The organism is [Mycoplasma] cavipharyngis, assembly GCF_042984175.1.
GTDB lineage: Bacteria > Bacillota_I > Bacilli_A > Mycoplasmatales > Mycoplasmoidaceae > Mycoplasma_N > Mycoplasma_N cavipharyngis.
This window is the reverse complement of the sequence record NZ_CP155569.1, coordinates 503,910-528,308: the sequence shown is the minus strand read 5'-3', so window position 1 is coordinate 528,308 and position 24,399 is coordinate 503,910. Positions and strand designations below refer to the sequence as shown.

At 26.0% G+C, this 24,399-nt stretch carries 16 protein-coding genes; 13 read left to right on the top strand and 3 right to left on the bottom strand.

The features are described 5' to 3' along the window. The first annotated feature begins 117 nt into the window (after positions 1-117). Complete coding sequence (locus MCAV_RS02150) at positions 118-633, top strand: TrmH family RNA methyltransferase (protein ID WP_391591489.1); 516 nt, start codon at positions 118-120, stop codon at positions 631-633. Here the strand turns inward: MCAV_RS02150 and nadD are convergent. Beyond that, positions 578-1,696 (bottom strand): nicotinate (nicotinamide) nucleotide adenylyltransferase, encoded by a 1,119-nt coding sequence (nadD, locus tag MCAV_RS02145; RefSeq protein WP_391591488.1) that lies wholly within the window; start codon positions 1,694-1,696, stop codon positions 578-580. The two genes, MCAV_RS02150 and nadD, sit on opposite strands and share 56 nt — an antisense overlap. Further along, complete coding sequence (locus MCAV_RS02140; RefSeq protein WP_391591487.1) at positions 1,647-2,648, bottom strand: nicotinate phosphoribosyltransferase; 1,002 nt, start codon at positions 2,646-2,648, stop codon at positions 1,647-1,649. Before MCAV_RS02140 ends, nadD begins: the two co-directional genes overlap by 50 nt. 329 nt (positions 2,649-2,977) lie before the next feature. On the opposite strand from MCAV_RS02140, the gene MCAV_RS02135 reads away from it, so the two are divergent. From MCAV_RS02135 to MCAV_RS02085, 11 genes are all read left to right on the top strand, one after another. Next, complete coding sequence (locus tag MCAV_RS02135) at positions 2,978-3,865, top strand: aldo/keto reductase family protein (protein WP_391591486.1); 888 nt, start codon at positions 2,978-2,980, stop codon at positions 3,863-3,865. A 119-nt stretch (positions 3,866-3,984) separates the two neighbouring features. Continuing rightward, a complete protein-coding gene (locus tag MCAV_RS02130; RefSeq protein WP_391591485.1) occupies positions 3,985-5,904 on the top strand; it encodes a type IIA DNA topoisomerase subunit B in 1,920 nt (639 codons plus the stop codon). After that, positions 5,894-8,359 (top strand): DNA topoisomerase (ATP-hydrolyzing), encoded by a 2,466-nt coding sequence (locus MCAV_RS02125; RefSeq protein WP_391591484.1) that lies wholly within the window; start codon positions 5,894-5,896, stop codon positions 8,357-8,359. The genes MCAV_RS02130 and MCAV_RS02125 overlap by 11 nt, the downstream gene beginning before the upstream one ends. Beyond that, positions 8,328-8,975, top strand: coding sequence for a YqeG family HAD IIIA-type phosphatase (locus tag MCAV_RS02120; RefSeq protein WP_391591483.1), 648 nt, complete (start codon positions 8,328-8,330; stop codon positions 8,973-8,975). Before MCAV_RS02125 ends, MCAV_RS02120 begins: the two co-directional genes overlap by 32 nt. After that, a complete protein-coding gene (gene rsgA, locus MCAV_RS02115; RefSeq protein ID WP_391591482.1) occupies positions 8,962-10,092 on the top strand; it encodes a GTPase RsgA in 1,131 nt (376 codons plus the stop codon). The genes MCAV_RS02120 and rsgA overlap by 14 nt, the downstream gene beginning before the upstream one ends. Position 10,093: 1 nt before the next feature. After that, complete coding sequence (gene yqeK / locus MCAV_RS02110; RefSeq protein WP_391592237.1) at positions 10,094-11,236, top strand: bis(5'-nucleosyl)-tetraphosphatase (symmetrical) YqeK; 1,143 nt, start codon at positions 10,094-10,096, stop codon at positions 11,234-11,236. A 149-nt stretch (positions 11,237-11,385) separates the two neighbouring features. Then, positions 11,386-11,604: a YneF family protein gene (locus MCAV_RS02105; RefSeq protein ID WP_391592245.1), complete on the top strand. Its 219-nt coding sequence runs from the start codon at positions 11,386-11,388 to the stop codon at positions 11,602-11,604. Between the two features lie 42 nt (positions 11,605-11,646). Then, a complete protein-coding gene (yihA, locus tag MCAV_RS02100; RefSeq protein ID WP_391592236.1) occupies positions 11,647-12,210 on the top strand; it encodes a ribosome biogenesis GTP-binding protein YihA/YsxC in 564 nt (187 codons plus the stop codon). 3 nt (positions 12,211-12,213) lie between these two features. Then, on the top strand, positions 12,214-14,802 hold the full coding sequence (locus MCAV_RS02095) for a valine--tRNA ligase (RefSeq protein WP_391592235.1): 2,589 nt from the start codon (positions 12,214-12,216) through the stop codon (positions 14,800-14,802). A gap of 16 nt (positions 14,803-14,818) precedes the next feature. Then, positions 14,819-15,280: a hypothetical protein gene (locus tag MCAV_RS02090; protein ID WP_391592234.1), complete on the top strand. Its 462-nt coding sequence runs from the start codon at positions 14,819-14,821 to the stop codon at positions 15,278-15,280. 98 nt (positions 15,281-15,378) lie between these two features. Further along, positions 15,379-17,292: a P68 family surface lipoprotein gene (locus MCAV_RS02085; protein WP_391592233.1), complete on the top strand. Its 1,914-nt coding sequence runs from the start codon at positions 15,379-15,381 to the stop codon at positions 17,290-17,292. Positions 17,293-17,481: 189 nt separating this feature from the next. On the opposite strand, the gene MCAV_RS02080 is transcribed toward MCAV_RS02085, so the two are convergent. Next, positions 17,482-20,613, bottom strand: coding sequence for a hypothetical protein (locus MCAV_RS02080; RefSeq protein ID WP_391592232.1), 3,132 nt, complete (start codon positions 20,611-20,613; stop codon positions 17,482-17,484). Between the two features lie 836 nt (positions 20,614-21,449). On the opposite strand from MCAV_RS02080, the gene MCAV_RS02075 reads away from it, so the two are divergent. Then, a complete protein-coding gene (locus tag MCAV_RS02075; RefSeq protein WP_391592231.1) occupies positions 21,450-24,380 on the top strand; it encodes a hypothetical protein in 2,931 nt (976 codons plus the stop codon). The last annotated feature ends 19 nt before the right edge of the window (positions 24,381-24,399 follow it).

Below are 24,399 nucleotides of genomic sequence, written 5' to 3'. Positions count from 1 at the left end.
TTATAATTAATTTTAAATAAATAATTTTTATTAGATTTTTTTAATTAATTATTAAGCAAAAACACTAAATTAAGATCGATTCAATTGAGATTAAATTTTTAAAATTAAATAATTTTTATGTTAAATATTGTTGTTTATTGTCCAGAAAATGCTGCTAATATGGGTAATATTATTCGCATTGCTTATATTTTTCAAGCAGAATTATTTTTAATCCGACCTTATGGTTGAATTGGTAATATGCGTTATTTTAAAAATGATGCTTGTCATTTTAAAAATCAAGAATTAATTCGAGCGACAATGGGTTGTATTGAAAAAATAAAAATTCATGAGTATAATTCATGAGAAGATTTTTATCGTTTAATTAAAGATGATCCTTACAATGCCATATTATTTTTTAGTAAAAATAATGCTCAAGGATTACAACAATATTTAAAAAATAACCCCCAATTAAAAAACCAAAATTTATTTTTAGTTTTTGGTTCAGAAACTTTTGGTTTAACTAAATTAGCAGAAAAAATTAACTTAAGCCCAAGAATTATGTTAGAACCAGTTAATGTTGACAAATCACATAACTTAGCTAATGCAATAGCGATTTGTTTGTATGCGATTTCAATTCATTTCAATATTGCTTAAATCCATCAATAATTAATCAAGCAAAAATTTTATCTTTTTCAGTTCTAATGCCATTTATAGCGATTGCTTTTAATCAATTTAAAGTTGCTTGATTTAAATAATATTTTTCTGATCAAGCAATTATTGTTTTTAAACAGTAAACAAAATTTTGACTAATTAAATCACTTTGATTCAAACCAATAAAAATAATACTAATTAAAATTGGTAAACGATTAATTAAGTCTAAATGTTTTTTTAATAATAAAAGATTTTTTGAACTAATGTTGTGATTAATATCTTTTGTTTTAGGAATGTTATTGCACCATTGATAAATTTGGTGATAATTTTCATTAGGTGCAACAAACAAATAATCTTTATGATCATAATAATAAAGTTGTTGTTTAATGTAAGCAACAAGATAATTAAAACATTTTGCTAAAACTGGGTTTTGTTTTAAGTGTTGATTTAACAATTCATATAAGTACAAATAATTTTCACCAATATATGCTAAAACCTTAGGATCTAAATAATCAAAAATTCCTGAACGATAACCAGTTGAAGATTCATGAAAAATCTTATCTGAAATAATTGCAACATTTAATTTTTTTTGATTTAAATCATTAATTTTTTCACTTCTTTGATAACAAACAATTTTAGCTTGTGCTACAATTTGATCAATTCCTTCTCACTGATCTAAATGTTCTAAATTATCAGATCCAATAATAAAAAATAATTGATCATTAGGATAAGTTTTTTTAAAATAATCAATTGTTTGATAGGTGTAATTAACTGTATGGGCATTTAATTCATATTCAGAAATTTGACATTTTTCACAAAGAACTAATTCCAACATTTTTTTTCGATCAGATCCTAAAACATAATTATGATTAATTTTGTCAGGGTTTTTAAATGCGGGAACAAAAATTAGCTGATCTAAGTTTAATTTAATAATTGATAATTGAGCAATTTTAATATGAGCTTTATGAACTGGATTAAATGAGCCACCAAAAATACCAATTCGCTTGCCATTTTTTTTATTTTTGAAATTTTTGTAATTTGGGATTAAATTGATATTTTCTGCCAACTTTAGCTAGTTCCTTGCCATTAATTTTAGTAGCATCAGCACTAAAATAATTTCTAATTTGCATAATATATTCACCAACACCATAAGCATCTACAGGAGTTTGTTGTTGTTCAAAATAAGCAATTTTTTCAGGATTAAATCCAGAAGAAACAATGATTTTGACATGTTTACCATTATTTGCATCTAATGCTTGTCGTAATTTTTTAATTTGATTAGGTGTAACACCATATTCATGATCATTTTGATTAAACATTTTATCTTGAATTGTTTTTGAAGTATCAACTCTAACTCCTTTTAGTTTTGTTCCAAAGTAATTTAGCACTTTTAAAGAATCACTAATAACATCATTATTAAAATCAACTAATGCAATTAAATCTTGATCTTCAGGAAATAACTGATGATAATGTTGCATTACAGTTAATAAATCACCTTCAAAATTTTGAATTAAAATATGAGGAATTGATCCAAAAACGATTTGATCATTTCCTTGAGCACCAGCATTAGTTGAATGCATTTTAATACCAGCCAATTCCACTGCAAGACCATCACGTTCTTGATTAATATAATGATCAGATCGATCGCCCATAAAAATCACTGTTTTTTGCTTAGCGGCTTTTAAACAATGATAAGCATTAGTAGCAATTGATGTAGCACGAGCTAAAATTCCATCAATCATACCTTCAAAAACACCAAAATGTTGATAATGACCTTCTAATTCTAAAACAACTTCACATGAATTAATGATTGAACCTTCAGGTAAATATTTAATTGAATATTTAGTTGTATCAGTTTCAGTTTGCAATAATGCCAATACTTCATTGATGCCACCTAAAAGAGTATCATCATATCTTTGAAAAAACTGTAAAGTAACAATTGCATTAGGATTAAATTGTTTAATAATCTTTTCAGTTTTTAGAAAATAATTAGCAGCATAATCACGTTTTTGATACATAAACTGTCAGTTAAAAATTAATTATTAATTTTTCAATAAAATTTCGCAATAAGTTTATTTATTATAGCAGGATTTTTAACTATCGTTTTTAGCTTAATAAAATTGTTGTTTAATTTCTCAATCTAAATAAATTTAATTAAAAAAAACTAATTATCATCTTTTGCATTCTAATCTTTTCAATTACTTTAAATTACAAGCAAAATTTTTATTAAAAAGTTTGGCATTATATCATAATTAATTTTAAAAAGAGAAAAAAACAATTTTAAAACAAAACCGTTTATATGTTATAATTTAGCATATTCTTATTTTTATATTTTTAAGGAACCTAAATGAATAACAAAAAACTTGGCTTAGGTACTAAAAATTTACGTGATCCTAAAATTTTGGCAGAATTAATTAAAAATGCTCAAAGTGCTGGATATGACTTTATTGATAGTGCATGACGTTATGGTAATGAAGCTGCGATTGGATTAGCCATTAAAGAAATTGAATTAAAATACAAACGTTTTAGTTTAAAAATGGAATTACAATCAAAAATTTGACCTAATCAATATCGTGGTGGAATTAATAAATCACTAAAAAATTCATTACAAAAATTAGGTGATATTCAAGAAATTGATTCTTATTTATTGCATCGTCCTCATTGTGATACAAAAATGACCATTAATGCGTGAAAACAGTTAGTAGATTGCAAACGAATTCGTAATGTGAAATCAATTGGTGTATCAAATTTTGATAAAGATTTAATTCTAAAATTAGAAGAAATAACTCGATATTTGCCTGAAACTAATCGAATCGAATTATCAGTGAATAATATGCGTTGGGATCGAATCAATTTTTGCAAAGCAAAAAATATTAAAATTCAAGCTTATGCTCCATTAGGTGATTTAACAGCTAACTTAAAGGATAAGCGAATTATTGCAATTGCTAAAAAATATCAAGCAACAATTCCCCAAATTTTATTAGCCTATTTAATGCATTTTGATATTGAGCCAATTATTTGTGCTAGAACTAAAAGTGAAATTGATGAATATGTTAAAGCCAAAAATATTGTTTTAGATGATCAAGATATTGAAGAATTAAAGAAAGTTAATACTTATCATAATTTATATTCTGAAACAGAAGATATTGATCTTGATGAAATTAATCGCGAAGAAAATAATGCTTTTAATAAAATTAAAGAAAATAATTATCAATTAATTAAAGATAGTAAATAGTGAAATTAAGTTAATTTTGCAATTGAAAACACCATTACCAATTTTGTAGTGGTGTTTTTTTATCTAATATTAGATTAATAATTAATAAACTGTCTACATCATAAGGAAACATATAATTAATGAAACTTAAAAACAATAATTTATATTCAGATGATAGTATTAAAGTTCTAGAAGGTTTAGCAGCCGTTCGTAAACGTCCTGGAATGTATATTGGTTCAACTAATCAAGATGGTTTACATCATTTAATTTGAGAAATTTTTGACAATAGCATTGATGAAGTTATTGCTGGTTATGCTGATACGATTTTAATTCAACTATTTCCCGATCATTCAGTAATGATTCAAGATAATGGCAGAGGAATTCCTGTTGGAATCAATCAAACAACTAAATTATCAACAGTAGATACAGTTTTTACAACGTTGCATGCTGGAGGTAAATTTGGTAATAATGCTTATCAAGTGTCTGGTGGATTGCATGGTGTTGGCTCATCTGTAGTTAATGCTTTAAGTGAATTTTTATATGTTGAAGTTGCTCGTGATCAAGTTTTATATCAATCACATTTTAAACATGGTGGTAAAATTGTTCAACCACTAAAAAAAATTGGTAAAACTAATAAACAAGGAACAAAAGTTTATTTCAAACCTGATCCTAGTATTTTTCTAATTTGTGAATTTAAATCAAGTATGATTATTGAACGTCTAAGAGAAACATCATTTTTATTCAAAAATTTAGTAATTCGTTTTACTGATCTGAATAATCAAACGCATGTTTTTAATGCTAATGAAGGTTTAGCAGGTTATGTTAAATTTATGAATGAAAATAAGAAAGCAATTACACCAGTTTGTGTTTTAGCAGGTTTAGAAGATAAAATTGATGTTCAAATTGCTTGACAATATACTGATGAAATTAATGATAGTATTGTTGCTTTTGCTAATTCAGTTAAAAACAAATATGGTGGAAGTCATGAGCAAGGTTTTAAACAAGCATTAAGTGAAGCAATTAATGATTATGCTAAAAAAAATAAATTATTAAAATCAAAAAATGATTTAGAAACTAGTGATGTGCTTGAAGGGATTGCTGCAGTAATTGCTGTTAAAATTCCTGAAAATTTAATTGTTTATGAAGGGCAAACTAAAACTAAATTATTCACTCCAGAAGCTAAAACAGCAGTTTATAAAGTTGTTTTAAGTCAAATTAGTAAATGATTAAAAGATCATAAAATTGCTGCTGAAGCAATTATTAAAAAAGCAATACTATCTCAAGAATCACGTTTAGCAGCAAGAAAAGCACGTGAAGAAATTCGTAAAATTAAAACTGCTAAAAACAGTCGCATGTTAGCAGGTAAACTAACTCCAGCCCAATCAAAAAAAGCAAGTGAAAATGAAATTTTTTTAGTTGAGGGTGATTCAGCTGGTGGATCTGCTAAAAATTGTCGTTCAAAATATAATCAAGCAATTTTACCTTTAAAAGGAAAAATTATTAATGTTGAAAAATCAAAATTAATTGATTTATTAAACAATGAAGAAATTACAGCGATTATTAATGCTTTAGGAATTGGTTTTGGTAAAGATGTTAATTTAAAAAATTTAAATTATGGCAAAATTATTATTATGACTGATGCTGATAATGATGGTGCACACATTCAATCATTATTATTAACTTTATTTTATCGTTATATGAAGCCATTAATTGAAAACCATCATGTTTACTTAGCAAATCCACCATTGTATATGGTAACTACAACTAAATCTAAAAAACCATTTTATGTTTGAACTAACCATGAAATTAAGCAATTAAAAAAACAATATGAAAAAATTGAAATTAAAAGGTTTAAAGGACTTGGTGAAATGCAACCTGAGCAATTGTGAGAAACAACAATGAATCCTAAAACAAGACAATTAATTGCTATTACAATGGATAATATTTCTTTAGTAGAACGAAGAATTATGACATTAATGGGTAATGATGTCACAATTCGTAAAACATGAATTAATGAAAACATCAACTTTATTGTTGAGGATGATTTGTATGAACAATAAAAAAACTAGTTCTCATAATGAATCATTCATTCATCGATCTTTAGATGAAATTATTTCTGAAGTTTTTGGAAGATATGCAAAATATATCATTCAAGATCGAGCTTTACCTGATTTACGCGATGGTTTAAAACCAGTGCAAAGACGCATTTTATATGTTGCTCATCTAAAAAATTTAACTCATAATAAACCACATAAAAAATCAACTAATTTAGTTGGTGAAGTTATGGGGAATTTTCATCCTCATGGTGATGCTTCAATTTATGAAGCAATTGTGCGAATGGCTCAACCATGAAAATCTAATTTACAATTATTAGAAATGCATGGTAATGTTGGTTCAATTGATGGTGATCCTGCTGCTGCTTCACGTTATACTGAAATTCGATTAGGTGCAGTTAGTGAATGAATGTTAAAAAACATTGAGAAAAAAACAGTTGATTTTGTTAATAATTTTGATGATACTCAAAAAGAACCAACAGTTCTACCAGCCTTATTTTTTAATTTATTAATTAATGGTAGCTCAGGAATTGCTGCTGGATATGCAACTAACATCCCACCTTTTAATCCTTCTGAATTATGTCAAGTGTTATTAAAATTAATTGATAATAATGATTTATCAATTGAGCAAATTTTAAAATTATTACCTGCTCCTGATTTTCCTACTAAAGGAACAATTGAAATTGGTAATGGCATTAAAGAAGCCTATCAAACAGGTAGGGGTAAATTTTTTCTTCATGCTAATTATAGTATTGAACAAACACCAAAAATGCAACAAATTATTTTTTCAGATATTCCTTTTGAAACTAATAAGGCTAATATTGTTAAGCAAATTGATGATTTAATTTGAAACAACCAGTTATCTAATGTGCTTGAAGTACGTGATGAATCTGATCAAAATGGTTTATCAATTGTTTTAGATGTTGATTTAAAGGCTGATATTAAAACAATTGTTAATTATTTGTATAAAAACACTGATTTACGAATTAGTTATAATATCAATTTTGTTGTTATTGATAATCGTAAACCAAAATTAATGAATATTAAACAATTATTAAATGCTTTTTTAGTTCATGTTGAAAATGTAGTTAAAAAAGCTTTTTTATTTGATGTTGATCAAATTAAAAAACGAATCGAAATTTTATTAGGCTTAATTAAAGCATTATCAATTACTGATGAAATTATTAATTTGATTCGCCGTAGTAGTAATAAAGCTGATGCTAAAGCTAAATTAGAAGCAAAATATTGTTTTAGCCCAAATCAATCAGAAGCAATTGTACAATTACGTTTATACCGTTTAAGTGCTGATGATGTTTCTGAACTAAAATTAGAACATCAACAATTAACACAAAATTTAGCAACAATTGAAAATTTATTAAATTCTAAAGAACAGTTTAATCATCATTTAAAACAATTATTTTTAGAATTTAATCAAAATTTTGGTTTGAAACGACAATCGCAATTATGTCAAAATTGACTAAATTTAGAATTTGATCAAGAAGCTTTAATTGTTGATAAACCCTTATATTATTGTTGAACAAAAAATCAAGAACTAAAAATTATTGATCAGAAAAAAGTTGAATTATCTGATTTAAAAAATAATAAAATTAAACCAAATGATTTTTATCGTGATTTTCAAACAATCAATAATAAAGATGCACTACTAATTTTTACTAATTTAGGTAATGTATTTATTTTAAATGTTGCTAAAATCGAAGTTAAAAAATTAAGTAGTTTACCTATTAGTATCAACCAATACTTAAAAATTGATTTAGATGAAAAAATTGTTGATCTGCTTGTGCTTGATCATCAGTGCAATACTGATCATAAAATGGTGTTACTAACAACAAAATATGGACTAACTAAACGAATTTTAATTAATGATTTTATTAAAATCAAAAATTCTAATCGATCAATTAGTGTCATTAAACTAAATTCAAACGATACTTTAGTTGCTGCAACTTTAATTCAACAAAATTTAGCTTCAGTATTATTTTTAACTAAAAATGGTATGGGTACTCATGTATTATTAAATCAAATTAATTGCTTATCACGTAATTCAATGGGTCAAAAAGCAATTAAATTAAAAAATGATGATCAAATTATTAGTGTTTTAGAAGTACCAAGTAATAAAAATCTTTTTTTATTTTTATGATTTGAAGCTGGAATTAAAAAAATTGCATTTAATAACAAAAAACAGTTAAATAAATTAGCACAAATTGGTTTTTCTTTAGGTTTGAATCATCCTAATTTAAAAAGCGCTTTTTTTGTTAGTGATCATGATCAAATTTGAATTAGTGACCATCAAGAAAAAATTAGTTTAGTTAATCTTAATGATTTATTAAAAGATAAGAAAACAAGTGCAATATCTCATTTTAATGATCTTTGAAAAGAAACTTTATTTGCTGAAAAGTTAATTTATGAAACTTATGATCAAGAAAAAATTACTAAATTATTTTAAAAATTGATTTGATAATTTTTCATTACGAAAATTTTTTTTAAATTGATTTGATTATTTTCGTCCTAATATTTTTGTTTCTAATTTATCACAAATTAATGTTGATTGATTAGTTGGTAATCGAATTCGCTTAGTAATTATTGATTTAGATAATACATTAGTACCATTTTTTGCTAAAAGACCAACTAGTTATGCATTAAAATTTATTAGGAAATTAAAAAGTAAAAATATGATTGTTATTGTTGCTTCTAATAATCGCAAAAAACGCGTTGTTAATTTTTGTCGTGATGTTAATGATATTGATGATTATATTTGATTAGCAAATAAACCATTTTCGTGAAAAATTCGTAATCTTTTAAAAAAATATCATATTGTTAGTGAACAAACAGTTATTATTGGCGATCAATTTATTACTGATATTTGAACTGCTAATATTTTAGGTACAAAAAGCATTTTAGTAACTTCTTTATTTGATTTACCAGTAAATCAAATTACTAAAAAAAATAGTTTTAAATATTGAATTGAAAATTATATTTACTGATATTTACAGAAAAAAAATATTGTTAATGAAAATGATTTATCAAAAATAATTATAGGAACTAATGATGAAATTTTCTAATGCTAAAATTAATGACAATATTAAAAAATGTAAGGGTTGTGGTAGTTATTTAAATAATAATCAAGACAGTTTGGGTTATACTCCTAAGAAAATTACTGAAATTAATTTATGTCAAAGTTGTTATCGTCTAAAACATTATCAAAAACCTAGTGCAATTGATCCTTTAGCAGATCAGGATTTTTTAAAAAAATGAACTAATTTTAAATTAGCTCTTAGAAAATCAAAAAAATTTCTCACTGTTATTGTTAGTGATATTTATAATTTAGCAGTATTAGATAATCTAGAAAAATTTTTAATTTCTTCTAAAATTTTAATTTGTCTTAATAAAATTGAATTGTTAGATTTTTGACAAAAAAAGGCACTGGAATTTGCTTGAATTACAACTTTAAAAAAATTTAATTGTCAGTTTGAAATTATTTTTTTATCAGCGAAAAATAAAGTTGGTATCAATCAATTATTAGCAATTGCAAATAAATATTTTCAAATTTGTTTTGTTGGGATGTCTGGAGTTGGTAAATCTTTAATTGTCAATCAAGTAATGAAAAAATTAGGTCATAATTCCTTAAATTCTGTTGGTAGTTTTTTAAATACAACCAAAGGTTTTTTAGTTAATAAAATCAAGCAACAAAAATTAATCGATTCGCCTGGTTTTAAACGTGATCAAGGGATTTTTAATTGATTAGATCATCAAACAATTAAATTATTACAAGAAAGCTCATGAAACAAAAGAATTTTTCAAATTGATCGATCACGAGTTTATTTTTGAGAAAATTATTTAGTTGTGGAATTAATGATTGAAACTAATGATGATAATGTTGATCAAAAAATGAGTTTAGTCTTTTATGGCCCTAATTGTTTAAAAATTAGTCACATTAAAAGTAATAAATTTCAATTAGAACAACTAAATAATTTTCCTAATCATAAAAAATATTGCCCAAATAATGATCAAGCAGTAAAATGAATTAAGCATCAATTTAAAATTAGTGAAAAAACCCATTTTGTTATTGATGATTTAGGATGAATTGATTTTAATCCTAAGCAATTAATTACAATTAATTTTTATTTACCAGAAACAGTTAAAATTAATCAATTTATTAATAGAAAACCATTAAATTAAAATGTCACAAAAAATTATTATTTACACTCACCCATTTGATCCAATTAGCAATTTTAATATTCATATTGCTAATGAAGCAGCAATTGCTACTAATGCTGATATTGTATATTTAGTGCCTAGTTATTATGGTCCATATGGTAAAAAACATTTATCAACTGATCAAGAACGATTACATATGTGTCGTTTAGCAATTCCTCATTTTTATAAACCAGTTTTTCGCATTAGTTCATATGAATTGTTACAAAAAGAAAAATCTAATTGTTATGATACATTAGAATATTTTCAAAATTTACATCCTGATGCTGAATTATTTTTATTAGTTGATATTGAAACACTTACAACTTTTACTGAAATTTTTAATGTTGCTAAAATTGTAGCGATTGCACAAATTATTTGTTATAAAAACCCTAATCAACCAGAAATTAATTTTGGTTATTGAGCACACCAAAAAATTTTGTATTTAAATGATGTTAATTATTTAAATCATAAAACTTCATTAGGACTAAAACCACAAATCGAAAATTTACATCCTAAAGTTTTAGAATACATTAATCAATATGGTGTTTTTGCCCATGCAAGATTAAAAGAAAATTTAAGTGAAAAGCGTTATCAACATTGTTTAACTGTAGCTAAAACAGCGATTAAAATTACGCAAATTTATAATCAAATTGCTAATCATTGAGATCAAAGTGAAAAACAACGTTTAGTAGCTGATGTTTATATTGCTGGTTTATATCATGATTTATGCAAAGAATTTAAACCACGTGATTTAATTGATATTGCTAGAAACCAATTAAAAATTAAATGGTGACCAAGTTATCAAGTTTTACATGGACCTGTAGCAGCTTGATGATTAAAAAATAAATATTTCATTAATAATAACCGAATTTTAAGTGCTGTTGCTCAACATACAATACCAATTGAAAATAATCCTGAAATTGCTACTAAAATTATTTTTTTAGCAGATCATTTAGAACCAAAACGATTAGAAGATTGGGGTAAAGAAAAGTTTCATTATTTTTGAAACTTAATTGAAAACCAACAAATTGATCAATGTTATCAAGAAGTATTAGTAGCACTAAAAAATTTACATTCTTCTAGTGATAATGAAACAGAAAAATTTGTTTATCCATTAAAATTTTAAAATTAAATAGATTAAAATTTAATTTAGTTTTTATTATCAATATTATTAATATCAAAAAAAGAAAATACGTGAAGATTATGACATTAGTAACCATTTTAGAACAAGCAGTTGAAAATGTTGCTAACACTTACACTCAAAGCCAATTTGATTTAGCAGTTGGTTTGGGTGCAGGATTAGGGATTTTTTTTGCTTTAATTGTTGGTTTAGCTTTAGGTTGGTATTTGGCAATGCGGATTTTTAAAAAACAATTACGTGAAAATCCACCAATTACTGAAAAACAAATTCGTAGTATGTATGCTCAAATGGGACGTAAACCTAGTGAAAAACAAATTAAACAAATTATGAATCAATTTAAAAATCAATCATAATTAACTTTTTATTAGAAAATTGAAAATTGAGAAAAAGCAAAAGTGGCTCGTTTTATTATTGCTGTAACTGAAGTAGAACAATATCCTCATCATGATTTATTTGAATGTTGTTTGATTGGTAGATCAAACGTTGGTAAGTCTTCAATTATTAATGCTTTAGCAAAAAGTAATATTGCATATATTTCTAAAACTCCAGGTAGAACCCAAACAACTAATTTTTATGATTTTGAATCATTTTGATTAATTGATTTACCAGGTTATGGTTATGCAAAAGTTAATAGTGAAAAAAGAGAACAATTAACAACAATTATTGATCAATACATTAATAATCGAGCACAACTAATTTCAGTAATTCATGTTTGTGATATTAATGTTTTAAGTAAGCAAGATCTTGAAGTTAAAAATTATTTGATAACCAAATTTGATAATTACTTATTAGTTTTAAATAAAATTGATAAATTATCATACAGTCAACAACAAAAACAATTAAACTTATTTGTTAATAAAATGAATTTACCATTAAGTAAAATTTTATTAGTCAGCGCTAAGAAAAAAGAGCAGACAATTAAATTATTAAATATTATGAAAGTCTGAACTAAAAAATAGTTTATGAATAAAACTAATGCCTATCAACCCCAAATTATTGAAGCTAATATTCCAACTTCCTGAAAAGATTTAGCAATAGGAAAGATTGATTCAAACGATCAAAAATTTTTCTCTATTGTTTTACCACCACCTAATGTAACAGGAATTTTACATTTAGGTCATGCTTGAGATGGCACATTACAAGATATGTTAATTCGCTATCACAAGTTAAATGATTATCAAGTTGCATGATTTTCTGGTATGGATCATGCTGGAATTGCTACTCAAACAAAATTTGAAAAAGAATTAAAAAGCAAAAAAATTGATAAAAACTGTTTAAGTCGTAATCAATTTAATGACATGATTTGACAATGAAAAGATAGTCATGCTAATACTATTCGTGAACAATGAGCAAAAATGGGCTTTTGTCTTAGTACTAATTATGAACGTTTTACTTTAGATCAACATTCTATAGAAGTAGTTTTAGATTCTTTTAGAGTTTTATTTCAAAAAAACTTAATTTATCAAGCTGAAAGATTAGTTAATTGAGATCCACAATTGCAAACAGCCATTTCTGATATTGAAATTGTTTACAAACAAGTTGATAGTTATATTTATTATGTTGATTATTTATGTGCTTCAGATCCAACGATTAAATTAACTGTAGCAACAACAAGACCTGAAACTATGTTTGCTGATGTTTGTTTAGTAATTAATCCTAATGATCAACGCTATCTATCTTATCTTAACTTAGAATTTATTAATCCTGCTAATCAAGAAAAACTAAAATTAATTGTTGATTCATATGTTGATCCTAATTTTGCTACAGGAGTAATGAAATGCACTCCTGCTCATGATTTTAATGATTATCAAATTGGTTTAAAACATCATTTACCATTAATTAAATGTATTGGTCTTGATAATAAAATGTTAGAAAATTGTCAAGAATTTGCTGGAATTGATAAAAATGAATGTCGTATTAAATTAATTGAAAAATTACAAAAGAAAAATCTAGTTCAAATTAAACCATATGTTAATAATATTGGTTATTCAGATCGAACTGATGTTGTAGTTGAACCAATGTTATCAAAACAATGGTTTCTAAAAACTTCTATTATTGCTCAACAAACACAAGATTTATTAAAACAAAACCGTCAACAATTGCAATTTATTCCTAATAATTATTTAAAACAAATTTTACATTATTTAAATAATATGGAAGATTGATGTATTTCGCGACAATTAACATGAGGTATTCAAATTCCGATTTTTTATCATAAAATAACAAAAGAAGTTGTTAATAGTACAATTCCACCTGATGATTCTGGTAATTGAGTTCAAGATTTAGATGTTCTTGATACATGATATTCTTCAGGACTATGGCCATTAATTACAACAGAAACTTATAAAAATGAAAATTCAAAATTAAAATCATTTTTTCCAACATCAGTTTTAGTTACTGGAGTTGACATTTTATTTTTTTGAGTTTCAAGAATGATGATGTTTGCTAGTGTTTTTAGTCAAAAAATGCCTTTTAAAAAAGTTTATTTACATGGTTTAGTGCGTGATCAATTTAATAAAAAAATGTCTAAATCATTAAATAATGGAATTGATCCACAGCAATTAATTACTAAATATGGTGCTGATGCATTGCGATTATTTTTCATTCAAAATACTAATAGTGGTGAAGATTTAATTTATCATGAAGATAAATTAAAAAATGCTTCAGTTTTTATTAATAAATTTTGAAATGCTTTTAATTTCTTAAAACATAAAAAAATTGATTTAACTAAATTTGATTTTGATCTTAATCAATTAAATTGATCTGAGAAATGAATTTATAGTCAAATTAGTGAATTAAATCAAAAAATAGAACATCATTATCAAGAATTACAATTTAATTTAATTAGTAAAAAAATTACTGATTTTGTTTGAAACGATTTTTGTAATTGGTTTATTGAATTTATTAAATTCATTCATCCTAAAATATTAAGTAATAATAGTCAAAAATTTATTGCTTATATTTGAAACTATATTTTAGTGTTACTAAATCCATTATTACCTTTTATTACTGAAGCAATTTATGATCAAATTCATCAATCAAATAATCAGTTTTATTGTCAAAAAATTATTAAACCACAATTTTATCAACTAAAACATCAATGATTTTTTGAATTAATTCAAACAGTTAGAAACATTCGCAATCAATTAAAAAATCCTAATACGGTGTGAAAATTTAGTATTAAAGCAACTGATCATAAACAATTAGTTACTGAAATTGCAGCTGTAGCAGATTTATTTGCTATGATTAAAATTGAACATTTAACTGATCAAGTTGATAATAAAATAACTAAAAATAAAATTGCTTTTGCAATTAAACAATATACTGTGGAAATTTATTGTGATGCTCATGAGTGCCAATCTTATCAAAGTTTTTTAAAAATGAAAATTAATAAATTAGAATATGAAGTAAGTCGTTCTAAAAGAATTTTAGCTAATAATGATTTTTTAAATAAAGCAACTAGTGAAAAGATTAGTTTAGAAAAAAATAAATTAGAACAATATAGTCAAGAATTAGAACAATTCAAATTAATTTTAGCTAATCAAGAATAAAAGATAGATAAATCTTATGAATCAAACTGTTATTATTTCAATGCGGTTAATTTTTTTAATATTAGTATTCTTTTTACCAATAATTTTAGTTTTTGTTGAAATTGTTTTTTTCTTTGTATTAAAAGAAAGAAAATATTTACCTAATAAAATTAGTAATGAGTTGCACAAATACAATTATTTAGTTCATAATTTTGGTTTTATTTTTACTACGTTTTTTTTAACATTTTTATTAGTAATATTAATTACTTTTAATTTAATTACAAGTAAAACTGAATGGTGAAATCAAAATTCTAAATTATGAACTTTTAATAACAGTACTTCATATTTTTTCTTTTCTAGCATTGTTAATATTGGCATTAGTTTTTATACTTTAGCTGCAGTTTTATATTTAGTTTATAATTTAAAAAAAACTAATTCCTATTTTGCGCGAAAATTAAGCGAATATCAAAAGAAATCAATTAGTTTAAATAAAAAATAAATAGTTAAAATTAACATCACTTTTTTTAAAAAAATAATTAAGAAATTTATTAGATTTAATTAACCGATTAATTAAATTATTCAAATGAAAGAATAAAAATGATTTCTAAAAAAATTAGAAAATTTTTAAAATTTAAATTTACTTTTTTAAGTCTATTAGTTTTAAATTTAGCAGTAATTTCATGTGGGAGTAATAACTTTGCTAATAAAATAATATTTGCCACATCACAAACAAAAATATTTCCTTTAATTTTTGCTTTAGATGAAATTATACCTTTATATAATGAACAGCAAAAAAACACAAATAATTTTTTACCAGTAGAATTAATTACTAGTGAAACTAATAAATTTGATCGAGAATTTGATTTATTGAATGGTACAATTCGTGAAATTGATGCAAATTCTAATACGATCCCATCACTAATTTTAAATTCTTCAACTTCTGCAGCAACAATTAATAGTTATGGCAAATTATTAGACGTATCTGATGTTCTAAAACCCACTGATTTTGCAGCAGGATTAAGACCATTATATACAACAATCGCAGGAAATAATGACCATAATCGTTTGTATGCTTTACCTTTTGATGTATCATCAACTGAATCATTAGCAATTAATCTTCCTGTTCTAAAATTTTTAGTTGACCAAACTATTTTCAATGGTGCTAAATTAGAAAATACTATCAATGATTCAACTAATCAATCACAATCAATTGTTGCTAAATTAAACAAAATAACATCAGAAAAAAACAAAATCAAAATTGCAAAAACAATTTGAAACCGTTTCCAATATAATGTTAAAAATCCACAAAATAATTCAAATTTAAGTATCAATAATTCTTTAAACAATTATACGATTACTGATAAAACTTTTACTAATTATGATTCATTAAAAGATTTTTCTCAAAAAATCATCAAAATATTAAAACCTAATTCAAATGTTAATGTTATAAAAGAAGATAAATATGCAAACATAATATCAGTTGATTATGGATATAATATTTTTAATCGAAGATTATGAGAAAAAACTGGATCAAATATTAACAGTTATGTATGATCTTATAAAAATAATCCTAGTCAGAAAACAACTAATGTTGTTGATTATACTTTTTTAAAAGAAAATAAAGATACTAATAAAGCAAAACAATTCATTGAAGCCTTTAATGAATTTATAAAAAATAACGGTACTGCTGATACTAAAAATAAACTTCGTGGTATTTATTACACAACAAGAACACGAAATGGTCATAATGATTGATCAGCTTATTTAGTAAGACAATTTGAAAGTGCTTTTGCAATTGCTCCTAATGTTGGCATTAGATATTCAGTTCAGTCTGATTTGACTAGAAAATATTTTGCACTTGATAAAAATAATAATCCTAGTGATGCTATTTTTAATAGTTATGGTAAATATAATGAAGATGTTTTTTGATTTAATCAATATACTAGTACTGAACCTAAAATTGAAAATTCAATGCAAAATTTACAAACTTATATTGCTGGTGGATCTTCTTTAGTTCCTATTAGTATTAATTCTAAAAAAGATGCTGCACTTAAAAACTTTTTAAAATGGCTTTATAAAGGTGAAGTTATTCTTAAAAATAATACTAAAGTTAGAGTATCTGAATATCTGCAAGAGAAATCAAGTTATATTATTCCTTTAGCAGAAACTTTTGGATCTAAAGAATTAGTTAAAAAACAAATTCAAAAATTTGAAGACAAATCTAAAACAGCAAAAACTGAAGATCAGTATATATATGATAGTTTAGCATTATCATCTAAAGATTATTTACAACTTTTAGAAGCTCAAGATGCATTACCATATAAAGATACAAATAAACATGTTTTATATAATGCAGCAGGTGATGTTAATACTTCCAATTTAGAAAATCAAATTGATATAATAATTCAGCAACTAACTGCAACTATACCTAAAAATATTAATGGTCAACAATTATTTGAAAAATTAGTAAATGATAATAAAACGATTATTACAAGTTCAAATTCTAAATAAAATTAATTATTAATAATCACTTCAAAACAATACAACTAATTTTAAAGTTGTGTTGTTTTTGTTTTGAAATAATAATTGCAAAATGTGGATATTGATTAATTTCATTTAAGTCAATAATTAAAAAATAAAAAACACTTCCTAACTAACTTAATATTAAGGAAGTGTTTATTGATTTATATTATTGTTTGATTATTTGCAACCAAGAAAAGATTTAAAGAATCTAAATGTTGGATTTTCATCAATAATTGTACATTTATCAGGAAATTTCACTTTACTAAAATCAGTTTTAGGAGCAATAAATTTACTTACACTAGTTTGACGATCTTCTAATTCGGTACTATATTTATTATTTTTTAAGACACCAATTTGATCAGGATTTAGAGGATAGTTTGTTGAAACTAAATAAGGATTTAATGAAACAACTGTATTAATTAAATTTTTTAATGCATTTTTAACACTCTTAGAAAAATCTAACGCATGTCCTTGAGCAAAAGTTCCTTGCAAAATTTCATTGAAAACACTAAACAATGGCAATTGAAAAATTGATACGTATGGTTTTAAATAAGAATTTAGTGGATTAGTATAACTTGTAATCGCAGCAGTTTCAAATTTGCTTAATAAATCAGGCTTTGTTTCATTATTTGTTGGATCAATAACATCTTTATCATTAGTAATGGTTTTAATAATTTTTTCATATTCATTATTACGAGTTGTACCATTGATACTTGCTGTAGTGTTTGAATAAAAATTTTGATAATTATCAGCTAAAGATTTTTGATCACCTAATTTTCAAATTAGTTGTAAATTAGTTTGGTTTTGATGTGATTCATTTGAAATATCATCCAATAAAATTCCTGGTTGAGCATTGGTTACTAATTGATCTAAGTTTAATTGATCATTTGAAGTATAACTTGAAGAAATGGTATTATTTGAATCTGTTAAATTTGTATCTGTTGCTGAATCGAGAGAATCTGTTAAATCTGCAACCTCTCTTTTAGTTCTAGTTTTAACAACTGGATCTTGATCATTGTCTAAATCTTGATCATTATCTAAATCAGATGTAATTAAATTATCTTGAGTACTTGAACTAATTTCAGCATAAAGTGGTTGATTATTAATTGTTTTAGGTAAATCATAAAAAGCATTAGAAACTAAAGCAGTAATTTGTGAATTAGAAAATTCAAATTTTTTTGCTAATAGTAAACGTAAAAATTTTTCAACAGGACGTTCAACACGATTTTGCAATTCGGTTTCACTCAAACCTTCTTTAGTGATTCAATTTTTAGATTTAGTATTTCTTGATTGTGAATTAGGCACATAAAAATAAGTTAATATTTCAAACAATGCTTTTATATCAAATTTTTTAACTTTGTCAACTAATTTTAAAATACCTTCCGCAGCAAAAACATTTGCATTGCTAATAGTAGTTTGCACAGCGTTTAACTTGCTAAAAAATGGAATTAAAAATTGATATAATCCTGATAAATCAGTTGAAGAATGGACTTGATCAACTTGTCATCCTAAAGTGTAATTATTAGCAATTTTATGATCAAATGTTTTTGCCATATAAAGTGATAAATTACCATTTTCCACTTCATAAGTTGTACTAATTTTTGTTCCTTTAGGAATGTTTAAGTTACTTAAATCCAAATCACTAGCAACACTTGTGATAATTGAATTTAAAGGGTTTTTATTATCACTTAAATTAAAACCAAATGCACCTAAAATTACTTTTAAATTTAATACTTTGCTAACATCATATTTTCGTTCTGGTTTTTGTTCATTATTTTCAGTTGTTGAATCATTTGTAGTTGATCCATTACTACTATCTGGTTTAGCAGTGACTTGTTTTTTAGTATTTAATTCAATAGTTAAATCATGATCCAATTCAACTGTTTTAATGTATTTTAAAGAAACTCTAGGTTGATTAGGAATTTCATTATTAATCACTGGATCTTGAATTCAGTCTAAACGAATTTTTAGATGATCATAAATAAAACTAGCTAAATTATGATCAACAAAAGCTTCAATAAAAGCATAAATATCATTCAAACTAGGTTTATCACTTTGATCAAAAATACTTGCAATTAAATTAATTGCTGTTAATGGAATGCCAAAACCTGATAATATTTTTTTTCTTCCTGCTAAAGTTGTTTCATTATAAATTAAATCAATTAATGAATAAGTTTTACCATCATTTTGAGAAACATTTTTAATTGAAAAATATTTTAGAATGTTGTAAATATCTTTAACTAAATTAACATAATAAATTTTTGTTAAATTAATTTCACTATGATTTAAATCGGCTTTAATTTCTTGAGAAGTTAAGTTGCTAATATTTTTAGTTGTTTCTTGATTTAATTTAGCAAAATCAAAGCCAGTAGTTAATCGTGTGTAATAAGTGTTTAAAGCAAAACTACGAGCAAAAATAAAATCTAAATGATGCAATGTTTGTTCAACAAAACTTAAGTTTGATTGAACTGAACTTGATTGTAAAATTTGGTTGTTATTATCACCAACTACAACTTTTAAATTATTTAATTTAGCACTAATATCATTTTCATTACTATCAACAGTTCAGGCTGAAAAAAATTGATCAATTTTACCATCTGAAGCATTATTTTTCTTCAAGTTGGGATTAATTTGTGCTTGATTAAATTGAATCACTACTTGAGTTAGTGCAAAAGCAGGAATCATCACACTATTAAATAAATTTAATAATTGATTATTTTGGTTGTATAGACTAAAAACTAATTTAAAGTTTTTAATTAATAAATTATCATTAGGTTTTTCAAGCTGAAAATCAAGTTTTAAATTAGTAAAATCAATTTTAATTTTACTATTAGTTAAAACTAAATATTTTAAGTTATCTAAAATATCATTTCTAATTTGCTCTTTAGTTAAACTAGTAATAATATCTTTATATTTTGGAGCATTTAAAATATATTCAGGATTTAAATCAGAATCAAATCCTTGAAATCTAGAGTCAATATCAGATGATCTTTGAAATTTAGTTGTTTGATAAAAATTGTTAGAAAAATTTAACTTAGTTTCATCACTACTATTTAAAATATCATCTAATGAACTGCTATTATTGTCATTAGTATCACTACTATTTGAATTATTATCATTATTCAAAGAAGGAAAGTTTGGTAATAATGATTGATTAGGTTGAATATTAGTTCGATTAGATGTTATATTCGTTTTAGAACGAACTAAGCCATTGTAATTAGGTGCACATGCAGATAACACACTAGTAGAAATTAACCCTAGTGTTGCTGATAAAAAAATTTGTTTTTTTAAACTTTTTTTCAATTTCATATTAATAAAAAAACCTTTTTTTCATTTAGTTAATTAAGAAAATTTCAAAAAATAAATAAAAATTTAAATGATTTTATTTTAAATATTAACAATAAATAATTTGATTAATTTACTGTTTAATTGATAAAGGATAATTTAGAAAAATTAAATTTGATTTTTTATTAAAAAATATTGAATTGTTTTTTGAAAACTTTTTCAATTTCATTATTAATAAAAAAAATCTTTTTTTCAATTAATTAGTTAAAAACGATTTCAAAAAACTAAATGAAAACATAAATAAAAAATATTATTATTTTTATTTTAGCATTAACAATAAAAAACTAATGCTTGATTAATAAAAGATAATTTAGGAAAATTAAATATAATTTTTAATTTAAAAAATATTAATTATTTTTTCCAAATATTTTAAACCAACCCAACTTAACTTTAGACTTATCAAATAACAACTTAACTAGTATTGCTGAAATTTTTAATCCTTATATTCGCTGGGGTCTTGGCATTTACAATCTTGTTGCAAGTGTTAAACCTGATCCAATTACTCAAAAAGTTAATTATCACATTTTATATGATGGGATTGGTACACTTAAAGTTGATGATAATCAATTACACTATTTTCCTAATGTTAATTTTACTAATTTTCCAGCACTAAAAACTATTAGTGCTTCTCATAATCAAATTAAGGTAATTGGTAATTTTAGTAGTTATGGGATGAATCAGAAAAACACGGGGTATTTGAGTGAGGAAGAGATTAAACAGATGAATAAGCAGCAGGGGGGTGGGGGGTCTGCTTCTTCTGCTTCCAACAAATACGATTATTATCAGTACTTAAAAAGTTTGTGAACTGATGGGAAGGGGATGAGGGTGGTAGTCAGAACCAAGGTGGGTCTGCTTCTGGTTCTTCTTCTTCTTCTTCTTCTTCTTCTTCTGCTTCTTCTACTGAAGAACCCTACACTTATGATGCGAGTGATGTTAAAGCAAGACCTGAAGTCACAGCCATCAAGAAGTGGTTGGAAGAGACACTTCCAGGCAAAATGTATATGCATTTGCCTACTACTACCACTAGTAGTGGGAGTGGAACCCCTGGTTCTTCTGGAACCATTGCTAACAATTCTAACAAAACCATTTCTGACTACTCCACCTTCCTTGCCGCCATCTCATCTGACGACTTTTATTTTAATAATAAGGAAGGAGGAGTGTATGTTAATCAGGTAAGTCCAAGCACAAATATGAATGCCAACAACAGTTCCACTCCCATGATGTATGACTCAGCAAGTGGCATTACTACTGACCAAAATGGTCTCATCCAAGGAAGTAATAATGCTAACCGTTCTTTAGGCCTCAACTTTGGTTCAGTTCGCTTAATGATCACTAAAGACATTAATAATATTGACTTTAGTCATAATCAAATTGAAGCCATTTCCGTATCTCCCAACTTATTTACTAATATTAATTTTAGTAGTAACAAACTCAAATATGTTCCTCCATTAGGGATTAAACCTCTACCTTACTTGCAGTTCTGGTTTTATCATTTATCATTAATGAAGGTGGCAGGAGATCAACAAGGGTTTTATAATGCTGGTCACGGACCTGGACCCAATCCAGCGAATTGGGTTCGATATTATAGTACGAAAAGTGTTAATGAGAAGCCAAACATGTTTAATCTTGATAATATGGGTCTTGCTAACAACTTCATCCAACGAATTGGTCTAGCAGATGTCAATCAAACTTTACCTAAAATTAGTTTTGCTAACAACCAGTTGCTTGATTTTTGACCACAGCAAAAACCATCAGACAGCTGGTATTTATGACCGAAGTTGACGGTTTCTTCAAACGAGCGGGAAGGTCCCACAGGGAATATTATGTATGGGTTTGGTGGGGGGTCAAATAGTGGGGGTGCCATGCCACAACCTACAGGGACCAACCCTAAATCAATTATGATCAAAAACAACCCAACAAATGTGATGGCTAAACCCATCTTTCCATGAAACAACCAAATTGGATCTTCTTCCACTGACTTCAACCCTTATTTTCGCCGAATTTGAGTTGGAGCGAATTTATATAGTTTAACTAGTGATGGCAAAGATAACCCCTTTTTCAGCCACACTTATTTAGGGGGCATTAACCGTGATTTTGCTTATCAAGTGGCTGATGTTTCTGATGGGATTGATACAAATGCTAACATTGATCAGTTGAAACTTTTTGGAACAAATCAAGCCGCCTATAACTCATACAAGTTATGAGCCACAGCTGCACTTGATCGCTGGATTTATGCTCACTGGTTTAATCAACTAAGTGATAATGAAGTGTTATCTAAAGGACAAACTAGTACTTATGCGTTTGATTTTCATGTGGATGAGTCTGATTCTAGTAGGTTGGTGTTACCAGGGTTTGGGGGTTCTACTGGAGGTTCAAATGGGACTGGTCTGGTAGGGTCGAACCCTACTTCCCCCTCCACAGGAAACGGGGGTGGTATGGTAGGGGGAAGTTCTTCCCCCTCCAATGACAAATACAAACAAGTTGGTACTTCCAACTTTAGTGATGATGATGCCTATCAATCATTCAACTCCTTTATTCCTTATTTACTCACACGAACATTACCGCAAAATGGTAACAACCAAAACTCATGAGGGTCTAATAATGGTAGACTAAGTGGTAGAACTCACCCACAAAAACTAGAATTTAAGTTGTATGGAGATGGGAAAGAAATAACTCCAGCTGAATGAAAAGATGTTGACTGAACGAGTTTTTATGCGAATGCTAATGGGCTTGATTATGATTTGAGTTTGCCAACTGATGAAAGTGTGATTGCTAGTTATTCACCAGGTGAGAGTAATGGGGTGCCTAATAATAATGGTAATCAAGGGGGTGGGTCTACCATTAACAATGGCACACAACCACTAACCCAACTAATTGGTCAACTACCCTATTATAATGGAAGAGTGGGTGCAGGCAATTGAACAGTTGCCAATGGTTCAAACACAACAAAACTATCTTCGATCCACCCATTAGGGGTTGATAAAGGCTTGTTGAAGTATACTGTTGGTAATAACACCACCACCAAATTCTACTACAACAAAATTAAACTAGTGATTCGTGCGCCCTTACAAAACTGAAACTATAGTTATGATTTTAATTTAGTTCAAAATATTGAGTATAAGCTGGATCCTAAGAATGGTGGATCTTCTTCTTCTTCTTCCACCACCAGAACTTTTGATGTTAAGACAAGTAATAAGTTAAAAAACTATTTTGCAAGTACGATCACTTCTCAAGTACTTAAAAACCATTTAGGTGAGTGAGCAGACACTTCAGCTTATGTTAAAAATTTTATTAGTCAACAAGTTAATGTCATTAATGTTAAATCAGTGAATGAAAATGCTCAGTCAGTCACCTTATCTTTTGATGTTAAAGACCAGTTTAATCAGAAGGTAGAGCTTGATGATATTACATTAAAAGGGTTTAAGCAGCAGAAAGTGGAGTTTGTGGCTGGGGGTAAAAGTCAGCAGGGGATGGGTGGTTCTAGTCCAGTTAGTCCAACAAGAAAGATTGTGGCTGATTTTAATGATCAACCCAACCACCCTAACCAGTTTGTTCCTGAAGATGAAGATGCAGCAAGACAATGGATTTATACTCATTTTGGCATTAGTTTTGTTGGCTTGGAAGTTGATGAGAGTAAGAAATATTCTCAAATTAATTCAATAAAAAAACGGAATTCAAATCCGTTTTCTTATTATTGAAATTTAAAATTTTATTGTTTAATTAGCAATTAATTTTTTTATTTGTAGATTA